This is a genomic window from Streptomyces sp. NPDC006208 (assembly GCF_040613775.1).
GTDB lineage: Bacteria > Actinomycetota > Actinomycetes > Streptomycetales > Streptomycetaceae > Streptomyces.
Genome location: NZ_JBEXSW010000002.1, coordinates 87,940 through 106,344 on the forward strand (window position 1 = coordinate 87,940; position 18,405 = coordinate 106,344).

Consider the following 18,405-nt stretch of genomic DNA (forward strand, 5'->3'; position numbering starts at 1 on the left):
AAGGCCGCATCCCCCGCCGCGGCCGGCGCGCGATCCCCGGCACGTCCCCGCCGGCCGAGCCCTGGCCGACCGACCGGGGCCGAAGCCCCCGGCGCCGCGCGTCGGTCGTCCCGTTGCAGCGGCCCATCGGCCGATCGGTGCCGTCCGAGGTGGCGACGACGGCCTCGCCGGGACCGGCGGACCGGGCTCAGCCCGTGGCCTCCTTGGGGAACGCGCCCGCGGCCGCCGCCGACATCAGCAGGCTGCGCCCCAGCTCGGTCAGCCGCTCCACGCCCTCCGCGCCCAGGTGCTCGTACGGTGCGAGGTCGATCCGGTCCGTGTGCTCCTCCACCTCCGCCCGCAGCCGGGTGCCGGCCTCGGTCAGACCGTCCGCGTCGTCCAGCAGTCCGCGCTCGCGCAGCCGACCCTGGGCGGCTTCCCAGTCGGTGCGCCGCCAGCCGCGGCTGGCGAGGATCCAGCGCGGGGACATGCCCTTGCCGGTCGCGGTGTGGCTCACCAGCGCCTCCAGCGGGTCGAGCCCGGCGGACAGCAGGGCGGCGAGGTGACCGTCGCCGCGGTGCTCCCGCAGCAGGGTCGCGGCGTGCCAGTAGGCGAGATGCGGCTCGTCGGGCACCGCCAGATCGGCGTGCGCGGCATACAGCGGCCGGGCGTGCGGCGTGCAGGCCTCGGTGGCGCGCAGCGCGAGCTGCGCCGCCTCGGCGAGCTCCTTGGAGGCGAGGACCTCCTCACCCAGCAGCCTGCGCAGCGTGGCGTCGACGGCCCGGAGCCGCGCCTCCAGCACGGCTTCGGGCGCGGCCGTGGCCCAGACCGCCGGCAGATGCCGGGCGATCAGCTCGGGATTGAAGTTGTAGAAGGTCGCGGCCACCGCACCGGGCCCGACGGCGCCCATCGCGGCCGCGCGGGTCACGAAGTACCCGGCGCTCACGTCCTCGATCCCCAGGCGGCCGAGCTCCGCGGCCAGGTCCGGGGAGAAGTAGACCGTCGAGTGCATCGGGTTGATGACGTTGTGGCAGCGGCGTCCCGCGCGCGGTGGCAGAGAGGTCATGGGTGCAGGTTACCGACTGGTTGGTACGTTCGGAACCCAAGGTGCGTGATGGCAGGAAAGGTGGGGTTCTCGTCATTGCGGCCATGACCGGCAGCGTCAAGCATGGAGGGCATGACACAGCGACGCCCCCTGCTCGTCGTCCTCTTCGACGGCGTGCAGAGCCTGGACGTGACCGGCCCCGTGGAGGTGTTCGCGGGAGCGGGCCAGGCCGTCGGCGATCCCGGCGCCTACCCGATCCGTACCGCATCACCCGACGGGTCGCCCGTCCGTACGCACAGCGGACTCACCCTCGTGCCCGACTGCTCGCTGACCGACGCCGAGGTGCCTCACACCCTGCTCGTCCCGGGTGGTCGCGGCACCAGAACCCCGGACCCTCGGCTCGTCGACTGGCTGCGCGAGCACGCCGACGACGCCGAACGGATCGTGTCCGTGTGCACCGGGGCCGCGCTGCTCGCCGCGGCCGGGCTGCTTGACGGCTGCCGTGCCACCACCCACTGGGCGTTCTGCGACCATCTGGCCCGCGCGCACCCCGCCGTCGAGGTCGATGCGGACCCGATCTTCGTACGCGACGGGAAGATCGCCACATCCGCCGGAGTCACCGCGGGAATCGACCTTGCCCTCGCCCTGGTCGAGGAGGACCTGGGCCGGGACACGGCCCTCACCGTCGCCCGCCATCTCGTCGTCTTTCTGCGCCGCCCGGGCAACCAGGCACAGTTCAGCGCGCAGCTGGCGGCCCAGACCGCACAGCGCGAACCGCTGCGCGAGGTGCAGCACTGGATCACCGAGCACCCCGCCGGCGATCTCTCGGTCGACGCGCTCGCGCAGCGCGCCCGGCTCTCGCCGCGTCACTTCGCCCGTGCCTTCCAGGCGGAGACCGGCATGACACCGGGTCGCTATGTCGAACGCGTGCGGCTCCAGCACGCCCGGCGTCTGCTGGAGGAGACCGGCCACGGCGTCGAAGAGGTCTCACGCGCCTCCGGTTACGGCACGCCCGAGGCGATGCGCCGCGCCTTCGTCAAAGTCCTCGGCGCCGCGCCCGCCGAGTACCGCCGCCGATTCCGCGCACCCGTCAACTGACGCCGGTCCCACTGACACCGGTCCCACTGACACCGGTCCCACTGACACCGATCCCGGTGACATCGATCGAAAGAGGAACCATGCAGATCGCGATCCTGCTCTACGACCGCTTCACCTCGCTCGACGCCGTCGGACCCTACGAGCTGCTGGCCCGGCTGCCCGGCGCCGAGACGGTCTTCGTCGCCGATCGGGCCGGCCCGGTACCCAACGACCAGGGCAGCCTCAGCCTCGTCGCCGAGCGCACCATCGCCGAAGTGCAGGCCCCGGACATCGTCCTGGTCCCCGGCGGCCCCGGCGCACGCCAGGCGATGCACGACGAAACCTTGCTCGACTGGCTCCGCGCGGCCGATGCCACCAGCACCTGGACCACATCCGTGTGCACGGGGTCGCTGGTGCTCGGCGGTGCCGGGCTGCTCAAGGGGCGCCGCGCCACCTCGCACTGGCTGGCCCTGGACGACCTCGTGCCGCTCGGTGCCGAGCCGACGGGGGAGCGTGTCGTCTTCGACGGCAAGTACGTCACGGCCGCGGGGGTCTCGTCCGGGATCGACATGGCGCTGCACCTGCTCGGCCGCATCGGCGGCGACGAGGTCGCCCAGACGGTTCAGCTGCTGACCGAGTACGACCCGCAGCCGCCGTACGACGCCGGCTCGCCGGACAAGGCGCCCGCCGAGATCGTCTCCAAGTGGCGTACGCAGGCGGGAAGGGTCACGAGCTGACCGGACGCGGCCTCACAAGGACCGCTCTCCGCGAGATCACACGGACCACTCGAAGCGCGGCGTACGCCGTTCCAGGAAGGCGGCGACCCCCTCCGCGGTGTCGCCGCTGCCGCGCGCCTGTTCCGTCCAGTACGCGTCCCGGTCGGTGCGCCCCGCCGCGAACTCCTTTGCCGCGCACTGGGTGAGCTGCGACCGCGTGGTGAGGATCCGGGTGAACTCCGCGGCCCGCTTGCCGAGCTCCGGGGCCGGCAGCACCTCGTCCACCAGCCCGGTGCGCAGCGCCCGCTCCGCATCGATCAACTCACCGGAGAAGAGCAGATACTTGGCGGTGGCCGGCCCCACCAGCGCGGCCAGCCGCCGGGTGGAGGCCGCCGGATAGACGATGCCGAGCTTCGCCGGCGTCACGCCGAACAGCGCGCCCTCGGCCGCGAACCGCAGATCGCAGGCGGCGGCGAGCTGGCTTCCGCCGCCGACGCAGTAGCCGCGTACGACGGCCAGCGTCGGCTTCGGGAACGCGGCCAGCGCCTCCTCGGCGCCCACCGCCAGCGCCTGCGGGTCCTCGCCGGGGCCACGCAGCGAGGAGATGTCGGCGCCCGCGCAGAACGTGTCGCCCGAACCGGTCAGCACCAGCACCCGCACCGAGGGATCGGCCGCCAACTCGTCGAGCAGCCCGGGCAGTGACGACCACATGCCGGCGGTCATCGCATTGCGCTTGGCGGGATTGCTGATCACCACCGTGGCGACACCGTTCTCGACGGTGTGCGTCAGCTGCGGCTCGGAAGGCGTGGTCGGCGCGGAGGGCTCCATGCGCCGGATGCTATCCGCCAGGGCCGGACCAACGATCAAGGAGGGGTACGGCGAGCACCAGGGGAGCCTCTACGAGCGGAAAAAACGATCGATACGGCAAAGCGGACAGAAGGAGATCAAAATCAGCTGCACGACTGACGCTGTCACGCATGTCCGCTCAGAAGGCGTCGATAGGCGCTGACTTCTGATCAGCGGTTCGGTACGGACCAACCGACTGCCAACACTTGTTACTCGAAGGTCAGTGGCACGGGCCAGTGGCCGACGAGCCGAGGGTGGGTGCCGGACTATGGAGAGCCGCGGGAGCGTGCCGGCCAGGCCGCTGTCGTACGAGGGCGTCTGGCGTTTCACCGCCCCGGCGGTCGACGTCTCCGTTCCGCAGGCACGCCACGCCGTACGAGATCTGATCGGCCGGCAGCGGGTACCGATGCATGACGATCTCGTCCAGGGGTTGCTGGTGATCGTCTCCGAGCTGGTCACCAACGCCGTGAAGCATGCGGCCCTGCTCTCGCCCGAGGTCGCCGTCGAGGTGGCCATCGGCGCGCACTGGGTGCGGGTGTCCGTGGCGGACAACCACCCCTACCGGCCCAAGGCGCTCGAGACCGACTACGCCCAGACGGGCGGGCGGGGCCTGCTGCTCGTCCGCGAGATCACCCGCGAGTCCGGCGGCAGCTGCGACGTCGAGCACACCGCGAGCGGCGGCAAGATCATCTGGGCCGAGCTGCCGCTCGCTCCGGTGCACAGCAGCGGCGCGGCGCCGATCTGACCGCCGCGCCGCCGCCGCACCGGGGTGGCAGGGCTCACCAGCCCACGGACGGGCCCGTCAGCTCCTTGATCGCGGGCCGGGCAGCGTCCAGCACCGTCATGAACCACGCCGAGAACACGGCCTGCTCATGGCGCTCCGCGAGCTCCTTCGGCGTCACGAAGGCCGTTTCGCCGATCTCTGCGGGATCCGGCCGCAGCGGCGCCTGCACCATTCCGACGAAGAGGTGGTTGAACTCCTGCTCGACCAGGCCCGACTCGGGATCAGGATGGTTGTAGCGGACGGTGCCGGCCTCCGCGAGGAGCGAGGGCGAGATTCCCAGCTCCTCGTACGTACGCCGGGCAGCGGCCGCGAACGGCGCCTCGCCCGGGTACGGGTGACCGCAGCAGGTGTTCGACCACACCCCGGGGGAGTGGTACTTGCCGGGCGCCCGGCGCTGCAGCAGCAGCCGCCCGTGCTCGTCGAAGAGGAACACCGAGAAGGCGCGGTGCAGCTGACCGGGCGCCTGATGCGCGGAGAGCTTCTCCGCGGTGCCGATGGTGTTGCCCTGTTCGTCGACCAGCTCGAGCAGGATCGCTTGTGACGTGCCGTTCGACGAGCTGTTCGCCGTGACGGCTGGAGTGATCGGCATACCCATCCTTCGCATCGGTCCTCGGCCCTGACAGGCCTGTCCAGTCTGCCGTACAGAAGCAGCTTGTCCGCACTTCGGCGACTCGGCATGTCCGCCCCGTCGAGCGACGTCGCCGACGGGGCGGACATACACGTCAGACCCCGAAGGCGGCCGGATAGCGGATGGTTCCCCCTTGCACGTCCCGCGATCCGTCGAGTACCAGGGCCATCAGCACCTCGTCGGGTACGTCGAAAGTTGGCCGGATTCCGTACCGCGAGGCCCGCTCGAAACCGAATCGCGGGTAGTACTCCGGATGCCCCAGCACGACGGCCAGCCGCTCACCGCGGGCCCTGGCCGCGTCCAGCACCGCACGCACGACGGCCTGGCCCGCGCCCCGGCGCTGGTGGTCGGGCGCCGTCGCGACCGGGCCGAGCGCGAGCGCGGGTGCGTCACCCACCCGGCACCGGGTGAGCAGGGCGTGCGCCGCCACTGTGCCGTCCGCAGCCTCGGCCACGTACGAGAGGCCGGCCAGCCAGGCCTCGCCGTCCAGGCGCAGCGCGTCCACCAGTTCCGCCTCCTCGGCTGTAGAAAAGGCCGCGGCGTTGAGCTCGCGCACCGCCGGGATGTCGGCCGCCCTCTCGGGCCGGGTACGCCAGTGCGCATCGGCCGGGCGCAGCACATAGCCGGTGTAGCCGTACTCCGACCCGTGCTCCTCGCGCATGGCGATCTCCGCCCAGGTGGCGGCGAGCGCCTGGTCCATGCCGGGGGCCGCCGGGTCAGCGGCGGCTGCCCGCTCGCCGAGCGGACCGTAGTACTCCTGCCAGTCGCTCTCCGGCTGCCGGTACACGCCGCGCACCGTGCAGCCCGCGGCGACCGCGGCCGCGCAGTTCTCGGCCGTCGTACGCAGCGGATGGTGCAGGTCCCAGAAGGCGCGGGCGTCGGCCGAGGGATGCTCGGCCGTCCACTCGCACTCGGTCAGGACCAGAGCGCCACCGGGCGCCAGCAGCCGTTGCCACTGCCGCAGAGCGGTGTCGAAGCCGATGCTGTAGACGGAGCTCTCGGCCCAGACCAGGTCGAACGAGCCGTCGGGGAAAGGGAGCTCGCCCATGTCGGCGCGGAGCGTGCGGACGGCGGCGCCCAGCCCACGGGCGTCGGCAGCCTGCCGCAGCTCGTCGAGGAAGGGTTCGTGCAGATCGACCGCGGTCACCCGCGCAGCGGCATCGGCGGCCAGCAGCAGCGCGGACCGGCCGGGACCGCAGCCCAGATCCAGGACACGCGGACGGGCGGGCACCGGGCCGGCCAGGTCGAGCAGCCGGCGCGAGGTGGCGTCGGAGCCGGGGCCCTGGCGCGGCAGACCCTGGTGCAGGGCGAAGAAAGCGTCGTGGAGAGTGTTGTCGGACAACGTGAAACCCTTGAGTGTGAGAGAGCTCCGGCCGACGGGCGAGATCGGATCGGTGAGGACGCGATCCGATCAGGGCCGGTGGGGAGCCCGGAGGCAGAGGGAGGACCGGGTGCTGCGCGAGGCACGGGGCACCACCACGCCGCAGGCGTAGGGGGACCTCACCGCGGCGGTCATCAACCTCAGCTCCTCTCAAGGTGACGGGACCCGAACGGTCCCGACATGTTCCCGGCGGAAACCCTAACAGCCGGATCACCTCAGTGGCAGAGCTTCGCCTCGTGCTCCGCATGCCCGACGGGCTCCAGTTGGAACGTGCAGTGCTCGACGTCGAAGTGATGACCGAGGCAGCCCTGCAGATCGTGCAGCAGCTTCTCGTGCCCCACCGCGTCCAGCACGTCCTGGGTCACCACCACATGTGCGGAGAGCACCGGCATCCCCGAGGTGATCGTCCAGGCATGCAGATCGTGCACGTCCTCCACACCGGGCAGCGCCAGTATGTGCTCGCGGACCTCGGCCATGTCGACGCCCTTGGGGGCCGCCTCCAGCAGCACGTTCAGCGTCTCGCGCAGCAGCTTCAAGGTACGCGGCACGATCATCAGGCCGATGACCAAGGAGGCGATCGGGTCCGCTGCCTGCCAGCCGGTCGCGATGATGATCGCGGCGGACACCAGCACCGTCAGCGAGCCGAGCGTGTCCGCGAGCACCTCCAGATAGGCGCCGCGCACATTGAGGCTCTCCTTCTGCCCCCGCACCAGCAACGACAGCGAGACCATGTTGGCCACCAGGCCGACCAGGGCGAAGACGACCGTGAGACCGCCGCGGGTATCGGCCGGGTTGATGAACCGGTCGACGGCCTCGAAGAGCAGATAGCCGCCCACGACGAGCAGGAGCAGACAGTTGGCGAGTGCCGCGAGGATCTCGGCACGCGCGTACCCGAACGTGCGGTTCGCCGTAGCCGGCCGGCCCGCGAAGTGAATGGCCAGCAGTGCCATCGCGAGTCCGACCGCGTCCGTCGCCATGTGCGCCGCGTCGGCGATCAGAGCGAGTGAATCGGCCAGCACACCGCCGACGATCTCCAGCACCATCACGCCGAGCGTGATGGCGAGCGCGATCCGCAGCCGTCCCTTGTAGGCCGCGGCTGCCGTACCGGTCGGCGGCCGGCCGCCGTGCGCGTGCCCGTGGTCGTGCCCAGCCCCCATGAAACTGCCTCCCGCAATCGTCGGACGTGGTCTCCCGGCACGTGCAGTGAACTACGGGTGGGGGGTATGGGGCAACACGGGACTGAACACCGTTGTCATGTGCTCTGACCTGCGGAAATGATCGCAGGTCAGAGCGTCGGGAAGATCACGCGGCGGCGTCGGGGTGCCGGAGCAGCCAGCCCTCCCACGCCGACGCGACCATGTCGCGCACATCGTGCGAGGCCGCCCAGCCCAGCTCCTTGGAGATCAGTTCGACCGAGGCGACCGCGCGGGCGGCATCACCGGCCCTCCGCGGCTCGACCACCGGATCGAGGCGGTGTCCGGTCACCTCGCCCACCAGATCGGCGAGCTCCCGCACCGAGACACCCACCCCGCGGCCGATGTTCACCGTCAGGTCGCCGGTGGCGTCCGGCTCGGTGAGCCGGCGGGCGACGGCGAGATGGGCGTCGGCCAGATCCGACACATGGATGTAGTCCCGGATGCAGGTCCCGTCCGGCGTCGGATAGTCGGCGCCGAAGATCCTGGGCGCCTCGCCGCGGGTGATCCGGTCGAAGAACATGGGGATGATGTTGAACACGCCCGTGTCGGACAGCTCGGGGGTGGCCGCGCCCGCCACGTTGAAGTAGCGCAGACAGGCGGTCGACAGCCCGTGAGCGAGGCCTGTCGCCCGCACCAGCCACTCCCCGGCGAGCTTGGTCTCCCCGTACGGGTTGATCGGCTCGCACGGCGCGCTCTCCGGGATGAGATCCAGTTCGGGCACCCCGTACACGGCGGCCGACGAGGAGAACAGGAACCGCTGGACACCGGCCTCGACCACCGCGTCCAGCAGGACGGTCAGACCGTGCACATTCTCCCGGTAGTACGTCAGCGGCCGCTCGACGGACTCCCCGACCTGCTTCTTCGCCGCGAGATGTACGACACCCGTGACCTCGTGCTCGGCGAGGGTGCGCGCCACCGTCCGCGCGTCGAGCACCGATCCGCGTACCAGTGGGATCGAGTCCGGCAGCCGCTCGGGAATCCCGGTGGAGATGTCGTCGAGCACGACGACCCGCTCCCCGGCCGCCGCCATGGCGTGCGCCACATGTGCGCCGATGTATCCCGCTCCGCCTGTGATCAGCCAAGTCATGTCGGCCACCCTAGGGCCTTCCTTCCGGATCTTGCCGGGCTCTTGTGTCCTGGCTCTCCCACGGCCTCGGCGCGGGTGGTGCCCCGGACCGGACCCTGCTCACTGAGCAGGCCTGATCCGGCCTGATCCGGAAGAAGGGCCCTGGCGGACGGGGCAAGGACCCACGCGCCGACCGGTTCCCGAGGTCCGCGGTTTGGAGGGCGGGGCGGTGATCGAGGATGATGATTCCGGCGGGCCGCCAGGGCGTAAACGGCTGGTGAACTCCTGCTTCCATTCATCCGATAGCCTCTGCCGACGTGCCGCCGCCCGGGGACCGGGCCGAGCCGCCGTGCTCTTGCACCGTCAGCTCCAAGGAGTGAGTTCGTCTGTCGACCGCCATCCTCACCGGTCCGCCGGTACCCGGATCGTCGCTCGAGGGCGATCTGCGGTCGCTTGGGTTCGACGTACGCGTCGCCTCCGGCGCCGAGGACACCGCCGCCCTGATCGCCGCCGTACCCGGAGGCGACCGGGTCGCCGTCGTGGACCCCCGCTTCGTCGGGCATGTCCACGCCCTCCGTCTCGGGCTGACCGATCCCCGTTTCGACGCCGCCGCCGTCACCGGCGCGCTGACCGTCCAGCCGCAGGCCCGCCACGCGCTGACCGATGCCGTGCGCACGGTCAGCGCCCATGTGCCGGCCGGCGCCGCGCCTGCCGGTGCCGACGGTCTCGTGGACACCGTGACCGAGGCGCTGGTCACCGAGGGCACCGTGGTGCACCGGCCCGAGCTGGGCCGGCTGGTCGCCGCCGTACCCACCGACGCGCAGGCCCGCCACCAGGCTCGCGCCGACGTCGAGGCCGTGGACGAGGAGGCCGTACGGCTGCGCTCGGCGGTCAAGGCCCGCGACGGCTTCTTCACCACGTTCTGCATCAGCCCGTACTCGCGTTACATCGCCCGCTGGTGCGCCCGGCGAGGTCTGACCCCGAACCAGGTCACCACGGCCTCGCTGCTCACGGCGCTGATCGCGGCCGGCTGCGCCGCGACAGGCACCCGCGGCGGCTACGTCGCCGCAGGCCTGCTGCTGCTCTTTTCCTTCGTCCTGGACTGCACCGACGGGCAGCTCGCCCGCTACTCCCTGCAGTACTCGACGATGGGCGCCTGGCTGGACGCCACGTTCGACCGCGCCAAGGAGTACGCGTTCTACGCGGGCCTCGCCCTCGGGGCCGCCCGCAACGGCGACGACGTATGGGCGCTCGCCCTCGCGGCGATGATCCTGCAGACCTGCCGGCACATCGTCGACTTCTCCTTCAACGAGGCGAACCACGACGCGACCGCGAACACGAGTCCGACCGCTGCTCTGTCCAGCAAACTGGACAGCGTCGGCTGGACGGTGTGGGTGCGCCGGATGATAGTGCTGCCGATCGGCGAACGCTGGGCCATGATCGCCGTGCTCACCGCCGTGACCAGCCCCCGGATCGTCTTCTACGCGCTCCTCGTCGGCTGCTCGCTGGCCGCCTGCTACACCACCGCGGGCCGTGTTCTGCGCTCGCTCACCCGCAAGGCGCACCGCACGGACCGTGCCGCGCAGGCGCTCGCGGACCTCGCCGACTCCGGTCTGTTCGCCGAGACCGTCGCCCACGCTGCCGCGTCACGCGTGAGAGGGCTGCCGGGCCTGATACCCCTCGCGTCGGCCGTGGCCGGCGGCGTCGCCCTGGTGGCGACCGCGGCCTTCACCGGCTTCGGCACCGTCTGGCCCGTCCTCGCGGCTCTTGTGTACATCATCACTTCCGGCATCGCCGTCGCCAGGCCCCTCAAGGGCGCCCTCGACTGGCTCGTCCCCCCAGTGCTGCGGGCCGCCGAATACTGCACGATCCTCGCCCTCGCGGCCCACTCGGAGGTGAACGGGGCACTTCCGGCAGCTTTCGGGCTGGTGGCCGCCGTCGCCTACCATCACTACGACACGGTGTACCGCATTCGCGGTGGCACGGGCGCGCCGCCGCGCCGGCTGGTGCGCGCCATCGGCGGGCACGAGGGGCGGGTCCTGGCAGTCGCACTGCTGGCCTTCCTGACCGACAGCACAGATTTCACCATCGCGCTGGCGGCCCTGGCCGTGGCCGTGGCTCTTGTGGTGCTCGTCGAGAGCACCCGCTTCTGGGTGTCCTCGCAGGCACCCGCCGTACATGACGAAGGAGAACCCGCATGATCGGCCTTGTACTGGCAGCCGGTGCCGGACGCCGTCTGCGCCCCTACACCGACACGCTCCCGAAGGCCCTCGTGCCCGTGGATCCCGCGGGAGACGGTTCCAGCACGGTCCTGGACCTGACGCTCGGCAATTTCGCCGAGATCGGGCTCACCGAGGCTGCCATCGTCGTGGGCTACCGCAAGGAGGCCGTGTACGAGCGCAAGGCCGCCCTCGAGTCGACGTACGGGATGAAGCTCACCCTCATCGACAACGACAAGGCCGAGGAGTGGAACAACGCCTACTCCCTGTGGTGCGCGCGTGACGTCCTCAAGGAGGGTGTGATCCTCGCCAACGGCGACACCGTGCACCCCGTGTCCGTCGAGCGCACCCTGCTGGACGCCCGCGGAGACGACCGGAAGATCATCCTCGCCCTCGACACGGTGAAGCACCTCGCCGACGAGGAGATGAAGGTCATCACCGATGGCGACAAGGGCGTGTCGCGCATCACCAAGCTGATGGACCCGGCCACCGCCACCGGCGAGTACATCGGCGTCACCCTCATCGAGCCCGAGGCCGCAGCCGCCCTGGCCGACGCGCTGAAGGCCACCTTCGAGCGCGACCCCGACCTCTACTACGAGGACGGCTACCAGGAACTGGTGAACCGCGGCTTCCGTATCGACGTCGCCCCCATCGGCGACGTCAAGTGGGTCGAGATCGACAACCACGACGACCTCGCGAAGGGCCGTGAGATCGCGTGCCAGTACTGACCCGGCTCATCCCGTCCCCGGTCGTCGTCGACATCAGCTGCGGGGCGCTGGACAACCTGGCCGGCGTCCTGGCCGACCAGCGGATCTCCGCCTCCGGCAAGCTGGCGTTCGCGATCAGCGGCGGCTCGGGGAAGGCGCTGCGCGAGCGGCTCTCCCCGATGCTGCCCGGTGCGGACTGGTACGAGGTCGGCGACGGCACGATCGACTCGGCGGTCAAACTCGCCGACGACATCAAGGGCAGCCGGTACGACGCGGTCGTCGGCCTCGGCGGCGGCAAGATCATCGATGTGGCGAAGTACGCCGCGGCCCGCGTCGGCCTCCCGATGGCCGCCGTCGCGACGAACCTCGCGCACGACGGACTGTGCTCGCCGATCTCCATCCTGGACAACGACAACGGCCGCGGCTCCTACGGCGTCCCCTCGCCCATCGCCATGGTCATCGACCTCGACGTGGTCCGCGACGCCCCCGTCCGTTTCGTCCGCTCCGGCATCGGCGACGCGATCTCCAACATCTCGGCGATCGCGGACTGGGAGCTCGCCCACCGCGTCAAGGGCGAGCCGATCGACGGCCTCGCCGCGGCCATGGCCCGCACCGCGGGCCAGTCGGTACTGCGCCACCCCGGTGGCGTCGGTGACGACGAGTTCCTCACCGTGCTCGCCGAGGCACTCGTGCTCTCCGGCATCGCCATGTCGATCAGCGGTGACTCCCGGCCCTCCTCCGGCGCCTGCCACGAGATCAGCCACGCCTTCGACCTGCTTTACCCCAAGCGTGCCGCGAGCCACGGCGAGCAGGTCGGCCTCGGTGCCGCCTTCGCGATGCATCTGCGCGGAGCTCACGAGGACTCGGCCCTCTTCGCCGAGGTGCTGCGCAGACACGGACTGCCGGTGCTGCCCGACGAGATCGGGTTCTCCCCGGACGAGTTCGTCCGGGCTGTGGAGTACGCACCGCAGACCCGCCCGGGGCGTTTCACCGTCCTCGAGCACCTCGACCTCACCAACGACCAGATCAGGGACGCGTACGCCGACTATGCCAAGACCATCCGTAGCTGAACTCCGCCCGGTCGTGCACCCGGCCGGTGTCAAGGACCGGCGCAGCGGTGAGCACTGGGGCGGCCGCCTGTACATGCGCGAGATCTCCCTGCGCATCACCCGCGTCCTGGTCGGCACCAAGGTCACGCCGAACCAGCTGACCTACCTGATGACCCTCGCCGGTGTGCTGGCCGCCCCGGCCCTGCTGGTACCGGGCATATGGGGTGCCGTCCTTGCCGTGGTGATGGTTCAGCTCTACCTGCTGCTCGACTGCGTGGACGGCGAGGTCGCCCGCTGGAAGAAGCAGTACTCCCTGTCCGGCGTGTACCTGGACCGGGTCGGCGCCTATCTGTGCGACGCGGCGGTCCTGGTCGGCTTCGGCCTGCGCGCCGCGGACCCGTGGGGCAGCGGGCGGATCGACTGGCTGTGGGCTTTCCTGGGCACCCTCGCCGCCCTCGGCGCGATCCTGATCAAGGCCGAGACCGACCTGGTCGGTGTCGCCCGGCACCAGGCCGGGATGGAGCCTGTCAAGGAGGCAGCGGCCGAGCCGCGCTCGTCCGGTATGGCACTCGCCCGCCGGGCGGCCGCCGCGCTCAGGTTCCACCGGCTGGTCCTCGGCATCGAGGCCTCCCTGCTCATCCTCGTGCTGGCCGTCCTCGACCAGGCTCGGGGCGATCTCTTCTACACCCGCCTGGGTGTAGCGGTGCTGGCCGGTATCGCGCTGCTGCAGACGGTGCTGCACCTGATCTCCGTCCTCGCGTCGAGCAGGCTGAAGTGACGCCGCTCATGAAGGCACCGGTGAAGCCGATGAAGCTGGGCGCGGTCATCATCACGATGGGCACCCGGCCCGACGAGCTGCGTGCCCTGCTCGAGTCGGTCGCCCGGCAGGACGGCGACGAGATCGAGGTCGTCGTCGTCGGCAACGGTGCCGAGGTGAGCGGCCTGCCCGAGGGCGTGCGCACCGTGACGCTGCCCGAGAACCTGGGCATCCCCGGCGGCCGCAACGTCGGCATCGAGGCCTTCGGCCCGTCCGGCTCCGGCGTCGACGCCCTGCTGTTCCTCGACGACGACGGACTGCTGCCGAACTCCGACACGGCGCAGCTGGTCCGCGAGGCCTTCGAGGCCGACCCGGAGCTGGGCATCGTCAGCTTCCGCATCGCCGACCCGGAGACCGGGCTCACCCAGCGCCGCCACGTCCCGCGGCTGCGCGCCTCCGACCCGATGCGCTCCTCGCGCGTGACGACCTTCCTGGGCGGCGCGAACGCGGTGCGGACCAAGGTCATCGCCGAGGTCGGCGGCCTTCCCGACGAGTTCTTCTACGCGCACGAGGAGACCGACCTCGCCTGGCGCGCTCTGGACGCCGGCTGGGCGATCGACTACCGCGCGGACATGGTGCTGTTCCACCCGACGCTGCCGCCGTCCCGGCACGCGGTGTACCACCGGATGGTGGCCCGCAACCGCGTCTGGGTCGCCCGGCGCAACCTGCCGGCGCCGCTGGTCCCCGTATACCTCGGCGTGTGGATGCTGCTCACCCTGGTGCGGCGCCCGTCGCTGCCCGCGCTCAAGGCGTGGTTCGCAGGCTTCCGCGAAGGCCTGCGCACGCCCTGCGGACCGCGCCGGCCCATGAAGTGGCGTACTGTGTGGCGGCTCACCCGGCTGGGCCGACCTCCTGTCATCTGACAAGCTCGGTTCTGAGAGCATCGGGGGCGCTCCCGAAATGCCGCGCATCTTGGACACGAAAGTTTCAACTTGTGAGTGACACAACCCATGACGGTGCCATCGCGATGAGCCCCACGCCATCGCCCGACGACGGCCTGTCTCCGGCACAGCTCGCCGCCAAGTACGGCCTGTCGGTGAGCGGTGCCCGCCCGGGCCTGTTCGAGTACGTCCGGCAGCTCTGGGGCAGGCGCCACTTCATCCTGGCCTTCTCCCAGGCGAAGCTGACCGCTCAGTACAGCCAGGCCAAGCTCGGCCAGCTCTGGCAGGTGGCGACCCCGCTGCTGAACGCCCTGGTCTACTTCCTGATCTTCGGGCTGATCCTCGAGGCGAACCGGGGCATGCCGACGAGCATCTACGTCCCCTTCCTGGTGACGGGTGTGTTCGTCTTCACCTTCACCCAGAGCTCCGTCATGGCCGGTGTCCGAGCGATCGCGGGCAATCTGGGCCTTGTGCGCGCACTGCACTTCCCGCGTGCCTCGCTGCCCGTCTCCTTCGCGCTCCAGCAGCTCCAGCAGCTGCTGTTCTCCATGATCGTGCTGGTCGTGATCGTGGTCGCGTTCGGCAGCTTCCCCACGTGGTCCTGGTTCCTGGTCCTCCCTGCCCTCGCGCTGCAGTTCGTGTTCAACACGGGGCTCGCGCTGATCATGGCGCGGCTGGGGTCGAAGACGCCTGACCTGGCCCAGCTGATGCCGTTCGTCATGCGTACCTGGATGTACGCCTCGGGTGTCATGTTCTCCATCCCGATCATGCTCGCCGACCGGCCCGCCTGGATCGCCGACGTCCTGATGTACAACCCGGCGGCCATCTACATGGACCTCGTCCGGTTCGCCCTGATCGACGGATACGGGTCCGCGAACCTGCCCTCGCACGTCTGGGCAGCGGGCCTGGGGTGGGCGGCCCTGATCGGCTGTGCGGGCTTTGTGTACTTCTGGAAGGCTGAGGAGCGCTACGGCCGTGGCTGAGAACAAGAACGACCGGCCGGACGTGAACGCCGCCGCACGCGTCCCCACGGTCATCGCCGACAACGTCCACATCGTCTACCGCGTCAACGCGGGCCGTGGCGGCAAGGGCAGTGCCACGGCCGCGCTCAGCCGGATGGTCCGCCGGAACAAGGGCGAGTCCCGGGGCGTGCGCAAGGTGCACGCCGTGCGCGGCGTCTCCTTCACCGCCTACCGCGGTGAGGCGATCGGTCTGATCGGTACCAACGGTTCCGGCAAGTCCACGCTGCTGCGGGCCATCGCCGGCCTGCTGCCGACCGAGAGCGGCAAGGTCTACACCGATGGCCAGCCCTCCCTGCTCGGCGTCAATGCCGCTCTGATGAACGATCTGACCGGCGAGCGCAACGTCATACTCGGCGGCCTGGCCATGGGCATGTCGCGCGAGGAGATCCGCGAGCGCTACCAGGGAATCGTCGACTTCTCGGGGATCAACGAGAAGGGCGATTTCATCACCCTTCCCATGCGCACGTACTCCTCCGGCATGGCGGCCAGGCTCCGGTTCTCCATCGCGGCCGCGAAGAACCACGATGTGCTGATGATCGACGAGGCGCTGGCCACGGGCGACCGCCGCTTCCAGATCCGTTCGGAGCAGCGCATCCGTGAGCTGCGCAAGGAGGCAGGCACGGTCTTCCTGGTCAGTCACAGCAACAAGTCGATCAGGGACACCTGCGACCGCGTTCTGTGGCTGGAGAAGGGCGAGCTGCTGATGGACGGTCCGACCGACGAGGTCATCAAGGCGTACGAGAAGGAGACCGGCAAGTAGCCCGGTCCCGCCCTCGGTGCCGGTGGACCCCTGCCGCCGCTCAGCGGCGTCAGGGGTCTTCGGCCTCAACCCCTGTGGAGCCGGGGGCGGTTGGGAGAGCTGCGTTCCATGGGGCCGGAACGCGTCGCACCCTGACGTGTCGTTCGGTGTTGTACAACGTAAGCTGGAGCGGTGCTGAATCGCGGAGAGCGGGGCGAAACCCCCTAGGCATCCCGTCCGTCAGGCGATCACCCCCGAGTCGGGACGACCGGCGGCGTGTCCGAAATAGGATGTATTGGGTCGGCAGTGTAGAACGGGAGATGTGACGGCCATGACGGAAACTCTCCAGCTCCGCGAAAACGTTGCCGTCCCCGCAGCGGGCAGCGGGCAGTGACAGGCGTCCGCCAGTCGCGTCCCCAGGCGCCCGCCCGTGCCACCCTCGACAAGGCCGCGGACGAGAACTTCCCCGTCGCCCCCTTCTTTCTGCCGCGCGCATGGCGCCAGGATCTGAAGGCCGTCTACGGCTACGCGCGGCTCGTCGACGACATCGGCGACGGCGACCTCGCTCCCGGTGGCGCCGATGCCCGGTATCTCGGCGTCGAACCCGAGCACGCCGAGGACCCGGCCGTCCTGCTCGACGCCTTCGAGGCCGATCTGCGGCGCGTATTCGACGGCACGCCGCGCCACCCGCTCCTGCTGGCGCTGCAGCCGACCGTCCGCCGCTGCTCGCTCACCCCGGAGCCGTTCCTCGGCCTGATCGCCGCCAACCGGCAGGACCAGCTGGTCAGGCGCTACGAAACCTGGGACGACCTGCTCGCCTACTGCAGGCTGTCGGCCAACCCCGTCGGCCGACTGGTGCTGCAGATCACCGGCACCGCCGGCCCCGAACGGCTGCGCCGTTCCGACGCCGTGTGCACCGGTCTGCAGATCGTCGAGCATCTCCAGGACGTGGTCGAGGACCTCGGACGCGACCGGATCTATCTGCCCGCCGAGGACATGAAGCGCTTCCAGGTAACCGAGGCGGACCTCACCGCGGCCACGGGCAGCGCGTCAGTGCGCGCACTGATCGCCCACGAGGCCGAGCGCGCCGGTGAGCTGCTGGATGAGGGCACCGTTCTGGTGGGTAGCGTCCACGGCCGACTCCGGCTTCTGCTGGCCGGATTTGTGGGTGGTGGGCGCGCCGCTCTCACTGCGATCGCCACGGCCGGACATGATGTGCTGCCCGGACCGCCCAAGGCCGCCACATCGGATGTGCTGCGTGAAGCGGGTGCTGTCCTGCGACGAGCGCGTGGAGAGAGGTGAGCCGGACGATGGAGGGGCCCATCCAGCTGTCCGCGCCTGTGCAGGCCGCCTACAGCTACTGCGAGGCCGTCACAGGCCACCAGGCACGTAACTTCGCCTACGGCATCCGTCTGCTGCCCACCGACAAGCGCCAGGCCATGTCGGCGCTCTACGCCTTCTCCCGGCGCATCGACGACATCGGTGACGGCAAGCTCGCATCGGATGCCAAGCGGGGCAGGCTCGAGGAGACCCGGGAGCTGCTCGGACGCATCAGGCGCAACGCCGTCGACCAGGACGACACCGACCCGGTCGCCGTCGCGCTCGCGGACGCCGCGCAGCGCTTCCCGGTGCCGCTGGGCGGGCTCGACGAACTCATCGACGGCGTGCTGATGGACGTACGCGGCAAGACGTACGAGACGTGGGACGACCTCAAGGTCTACTGCCGGTGCGTCGCGGGGGCGATCGGACGGCTCTCCCTCGGCGTGTTCGGTACCCTGCCCGCCGCGCGCGGCACCGAGCGCGCCTCCGAGTACGCCGACACGCTCGGTCTCGCACTTCAACTCACCAACATCCTCAGGGACGTTCGCGAGGACGCCGAGGGCGGGCGGATGTATCTGCCCGCCGACGACCTCGCCAAGTTCGGTTGCGGCGGGGGCTTCCACGGTGCCACCCCGCCGTCGGGCTCCGACTTCGCGGGCCTGGTCCATTTCGAAGTACGGCGCGCCCGTGCCCTGTTCACCGAGGGCTACCGGCTGCTGCCCATGCTCGACCGGCGCAGCGGCGCCTGTGTCGCCGCCATGGCGGGCATCTACCGAAGGCTGCTCGACCGCATCGAGCGCGACCCCGATGCGGTGCTGCGCGGCCGGGTCTCCCTGCCCGGACGCGAGAAGGCCTATGTCGCCGTGCGCGGCCTGTCCGGCCTCGACGCCCGGCATGTCAGCCGGCAGTCCCTCAGGGGGCGGTTGTGACGAA

At 70.6% G+C, this 18,405-nt stretch carries 18 protein-coding genes; 12 read left to right on the forward strand and 6 right to left on the reverse strand.

Annotated elements, in window-relative coordinates; all coding sequences use genetic code 11:
- Window positions 1–187 precede the first annotated feature (187 nt).
- Window positions 188–1,045 (reverse strand): hypothetical protein, encoded by an 858-nt coding sequence (locus ABZ208_RS01720; RefSeq protein WP_356907575.1) that lies wholly within the window; start codon window positions 1,043–1,045, stop codon window positions 188–190.
- A 111-nt stretch (window positions 1,046–1,156) separates the two neighbouring features.
- Between ABZ208_RS01720 and ABZ208_RS01725 the strand changes: the two genes are divergently transcribed.
- Both ABZ208_RS01725 and ABZ208_RS01730 read left to right on the forward strand, forming a co-directional pair.
- Window positions 1,157–2,122 carry a GlxA family transcriptional regulator gene (locus tag ABZ208_RS01725; RefSeq protein WP_356907576.1) on the forward strand — a complete coding sequence of 322 codons (966 nt, stop codon included), beginning with the start codon at window positions 1,157–1,159 and terminating at the stop codon, window positions 2,120–2,122.
- Window positions 2,123–2,202: 80 nt separating this feature from the next.
- Window positions 2,203–2,838 carry a DJ-1/PfpI family protein gene (locus tag ABZ208_RS01730; RefSeq protein ID WP_356907577.1) on the forward strand — a complete coding sequence of 212 codons (636 nt, stop codon included), beginning with the start codon at window positions 2,203–2,205 and terminating at the stop codon, window positions 2,836–2,838.
- A gap of 36 nt (window positions 2,839–2,874) precedes the next feature.
- Here the strand turns inward: ABZ208_RS01730 and ABZ208_RS01735 are convergent, their stop codons facing one another.
- Complete coding sequence (locus ABZ208_RS01735) at window positions 2,875–3,645, reverse strand: enoyl-CoA hydratase/isomerase family protein (RefSeq protein WP_356907578.1); 771 nt, start codon at window positions 3,643–3,645, stop codon at window positions 2,875–2,877.
- A 286-nt stretch (window positions 3,646–3,931) separates the two neighbouring features.
- Here ABZ208_RS01735 and ABZ208_RS01740 point away from each other — a divergent pair, with 286 nt between their 5' ends.
- A complete protein-coding gene (locus ABZ208_RS01740; RefSeq protein WP_356907579.1) occupies window positions 3,932–4,408 on the forward strand; it encodes an ATP-binding protein in 477 nt (158 codons plus the stop codon).
- 34 nt (window positions 4,409–4,442) lie between these two features.
- Here ABZ208_RS01740 and idi read toward each other — a convergent pair whose 3' ends face one another.
- The 4 genes from idi to galE all read right to left on the reverse strand — a co-directional run bounded on the left by idi (window position 4,443) and on the right by galE (window position 8,739).
- A complete protein-coding gene (gene idi / locus ABZ208_RS01745) occupies window positions 4,443–5,036 on the reverse strand; it encodes an isopentenyl-diphosphate Delta-isomerase (RefSeq protein ID WP_356907580.1) in 594 nt (197 codons plus the stop codon).
- Window positions 5,037–5,169: 133 nt separating this feature from the next.
- On the reverse strand, window positions 5,170–6,417 hold the full coding sequence (locus ABZ208_RS01750) for a bifunctional class I SAM-dependent methyltransferase/N-acetyltransferase (RefSeq protein WP_356907581.1): 1,248 nt from the start codon (window positions 6,415–6,417) through the stop codon (window positions 5,170–5,172).
- A 254-nt stretch (window positions 6,418–6,671) separates the two neighbouring features.
- Window positions 6,672–7,613 carry a cation diffusion facilitator family transporter gene (locus ABZ208_RS01755; RefSeq protein WP_356907582.1) on the reverse strand — a complete coding sequence of 314 codons (942 nt, stop codon included), beginning with the start codon at window positions 7,611–7,613 and terminating at the stop codon, window positions 6,672–6,674.
- A gap of 145 nt (window positions 7,614–7,758) precedes the next feature.
- Window positions 7,759–8,739, reverse strand: a complete 981-nt coding sequence (gene galE / locus ABZ208_RS01760) for a UDP-glucose 4-epimerase GalE (RefSeq protein ID WP_356907583.1) — start codon at window positions 8,737–8,739, stop codon at window positions 7,759–7,761.
- Between the two features lie 365 nt (window positions 8,740–9,104).
- Between galE and ABZ208_RS01765 the strand changes: the two genes are divergently transcribed.
- The 9 genes from ABZ208_RS01765 (at window position 9,105) to hpnD (ending at window position 18,401) form a co-directional block, all read left to right on the forward strand.
- Entirely contained in the window at window positions 9,105–10,919 is a 1,815-nt protein-coding gene (locus ABZ208_RS01765; protein ID WP_356907742.1) for a DUF5941 domain-containing protein, read from the forward strand.
- The gene (locus tag ABZ208_RS01770; RefSeq protein ID WP_356907584.1) at window positions 10,916–11,665 is read left to right on the forward strand and encodes a phosphocholine cytidylyltransferase family protein; all 750 of its coding nucleotides are present in this window, start codon (window positions 10,916–10,918) and stop codon (window positions 11,663–11,665) included. The genes ABZ208_RS01765 and ABZ208_RS01770 overlap by 4 nt, the downstream gene beginning before the upstream one ends.
- Window positions 11,653–12,714, forward strand: a complete 1,062-nt coding sequence (locus tag ABZ208_RS01775) for an iron-containing alcohol dehydrogenase family protein (protein ID WP_356907585.1) — start codon at window positions 11,653–11,655, stop codon at window positions 12,712–12,714. Before ABZ208_RS01770 ends, ABZ208_RS01775 begins: the two co-directional genes overlap by 13 nt.
- Window positions 12,692–13,471 carry a CDP-alcohol phosphatidyltransferase family protein gene (locus ABZ208_RS01780; RefSeq protein WP_356907586.1) on the forward strand — a complete coding sequence of 260 codons (780 nt, stop codon included), beginning with the start codon at window positions 12,692–12,694 and terminating at the stop codon, window positions 13,469–13,471. The genes ABZ208_RS01775 and ABZ208_RS01780 overlap by 23 nt, the downstream gene beginning before the upstream one ends.
- Window positions 13,472–13,500: 29 nt before the next feature.
- A complete protein-coding gene (locus ABZ208_RS01785; RefSeq protein ID WP_356907743.1) occupies window positions 13,501–14,373 on the forward strand; it encodes a glycosyltransferase in 873 nt (290 codons plus the stop codon).
- A 71-nt stretch (window positions 14,374–14,444) separates the two neighbouring features.
- A complete protein-coding gene (locus ABZ208_RS01790) occupies window positions 14,445–15,374 on the forward strand; it encodes an ABC transporter permease (RefSeq protein ID WP_356907587.1) in 930 nt (309 codons plus the stop codon).
- The gene (locus ABZ208_RS01795; protein WP_328393489.1) at window positions 15,367–16,173 is read left to right on the forward strand and encodes an ABC transporter ATP-binding protein; all 807 of its coding nucleotides are present in this window, start codon (window positions 15,367–15,369) and stop codon (window positions 16,171–16,173) included. Before ABZ208_RS01790 ends, ABZ208_RS01795 begins: the two co-directional genes overlap by 8 nt.
- Before the next feature lie 369 nt (window positions 16,174–16,542).
- Window positions 16,543–17,454 carry a squalene synthase HpnC gene (gene hpnC / locus ABZ208_RS01800; protein ID WP_356907588.1) on the forward strand — a complete coding sequence of 304 codons (912 nt, stop codon included), beginning with the start codon at window positions 16,543–16,545 and terminating at the stop codon, window positions 17,452–17,454.
- A gap of 8 nt (window positions 17,455–17,462) precedes the next feature.
- Complete coding sequence (gene hpnD, locus ABZ208_RS01805; RefSeq protein ID WP_356907589.1) at window positions 17,463–18,401, forward strand: presqualene diphosphate synthase HpnD; 939 nt, start codon at window positions 17,463–17,465, stop codon at window positions 18,399–18,401.
- The last annotated feature ends 4 nt before the right edge of the window (window positions 18,402–18,405 follow it).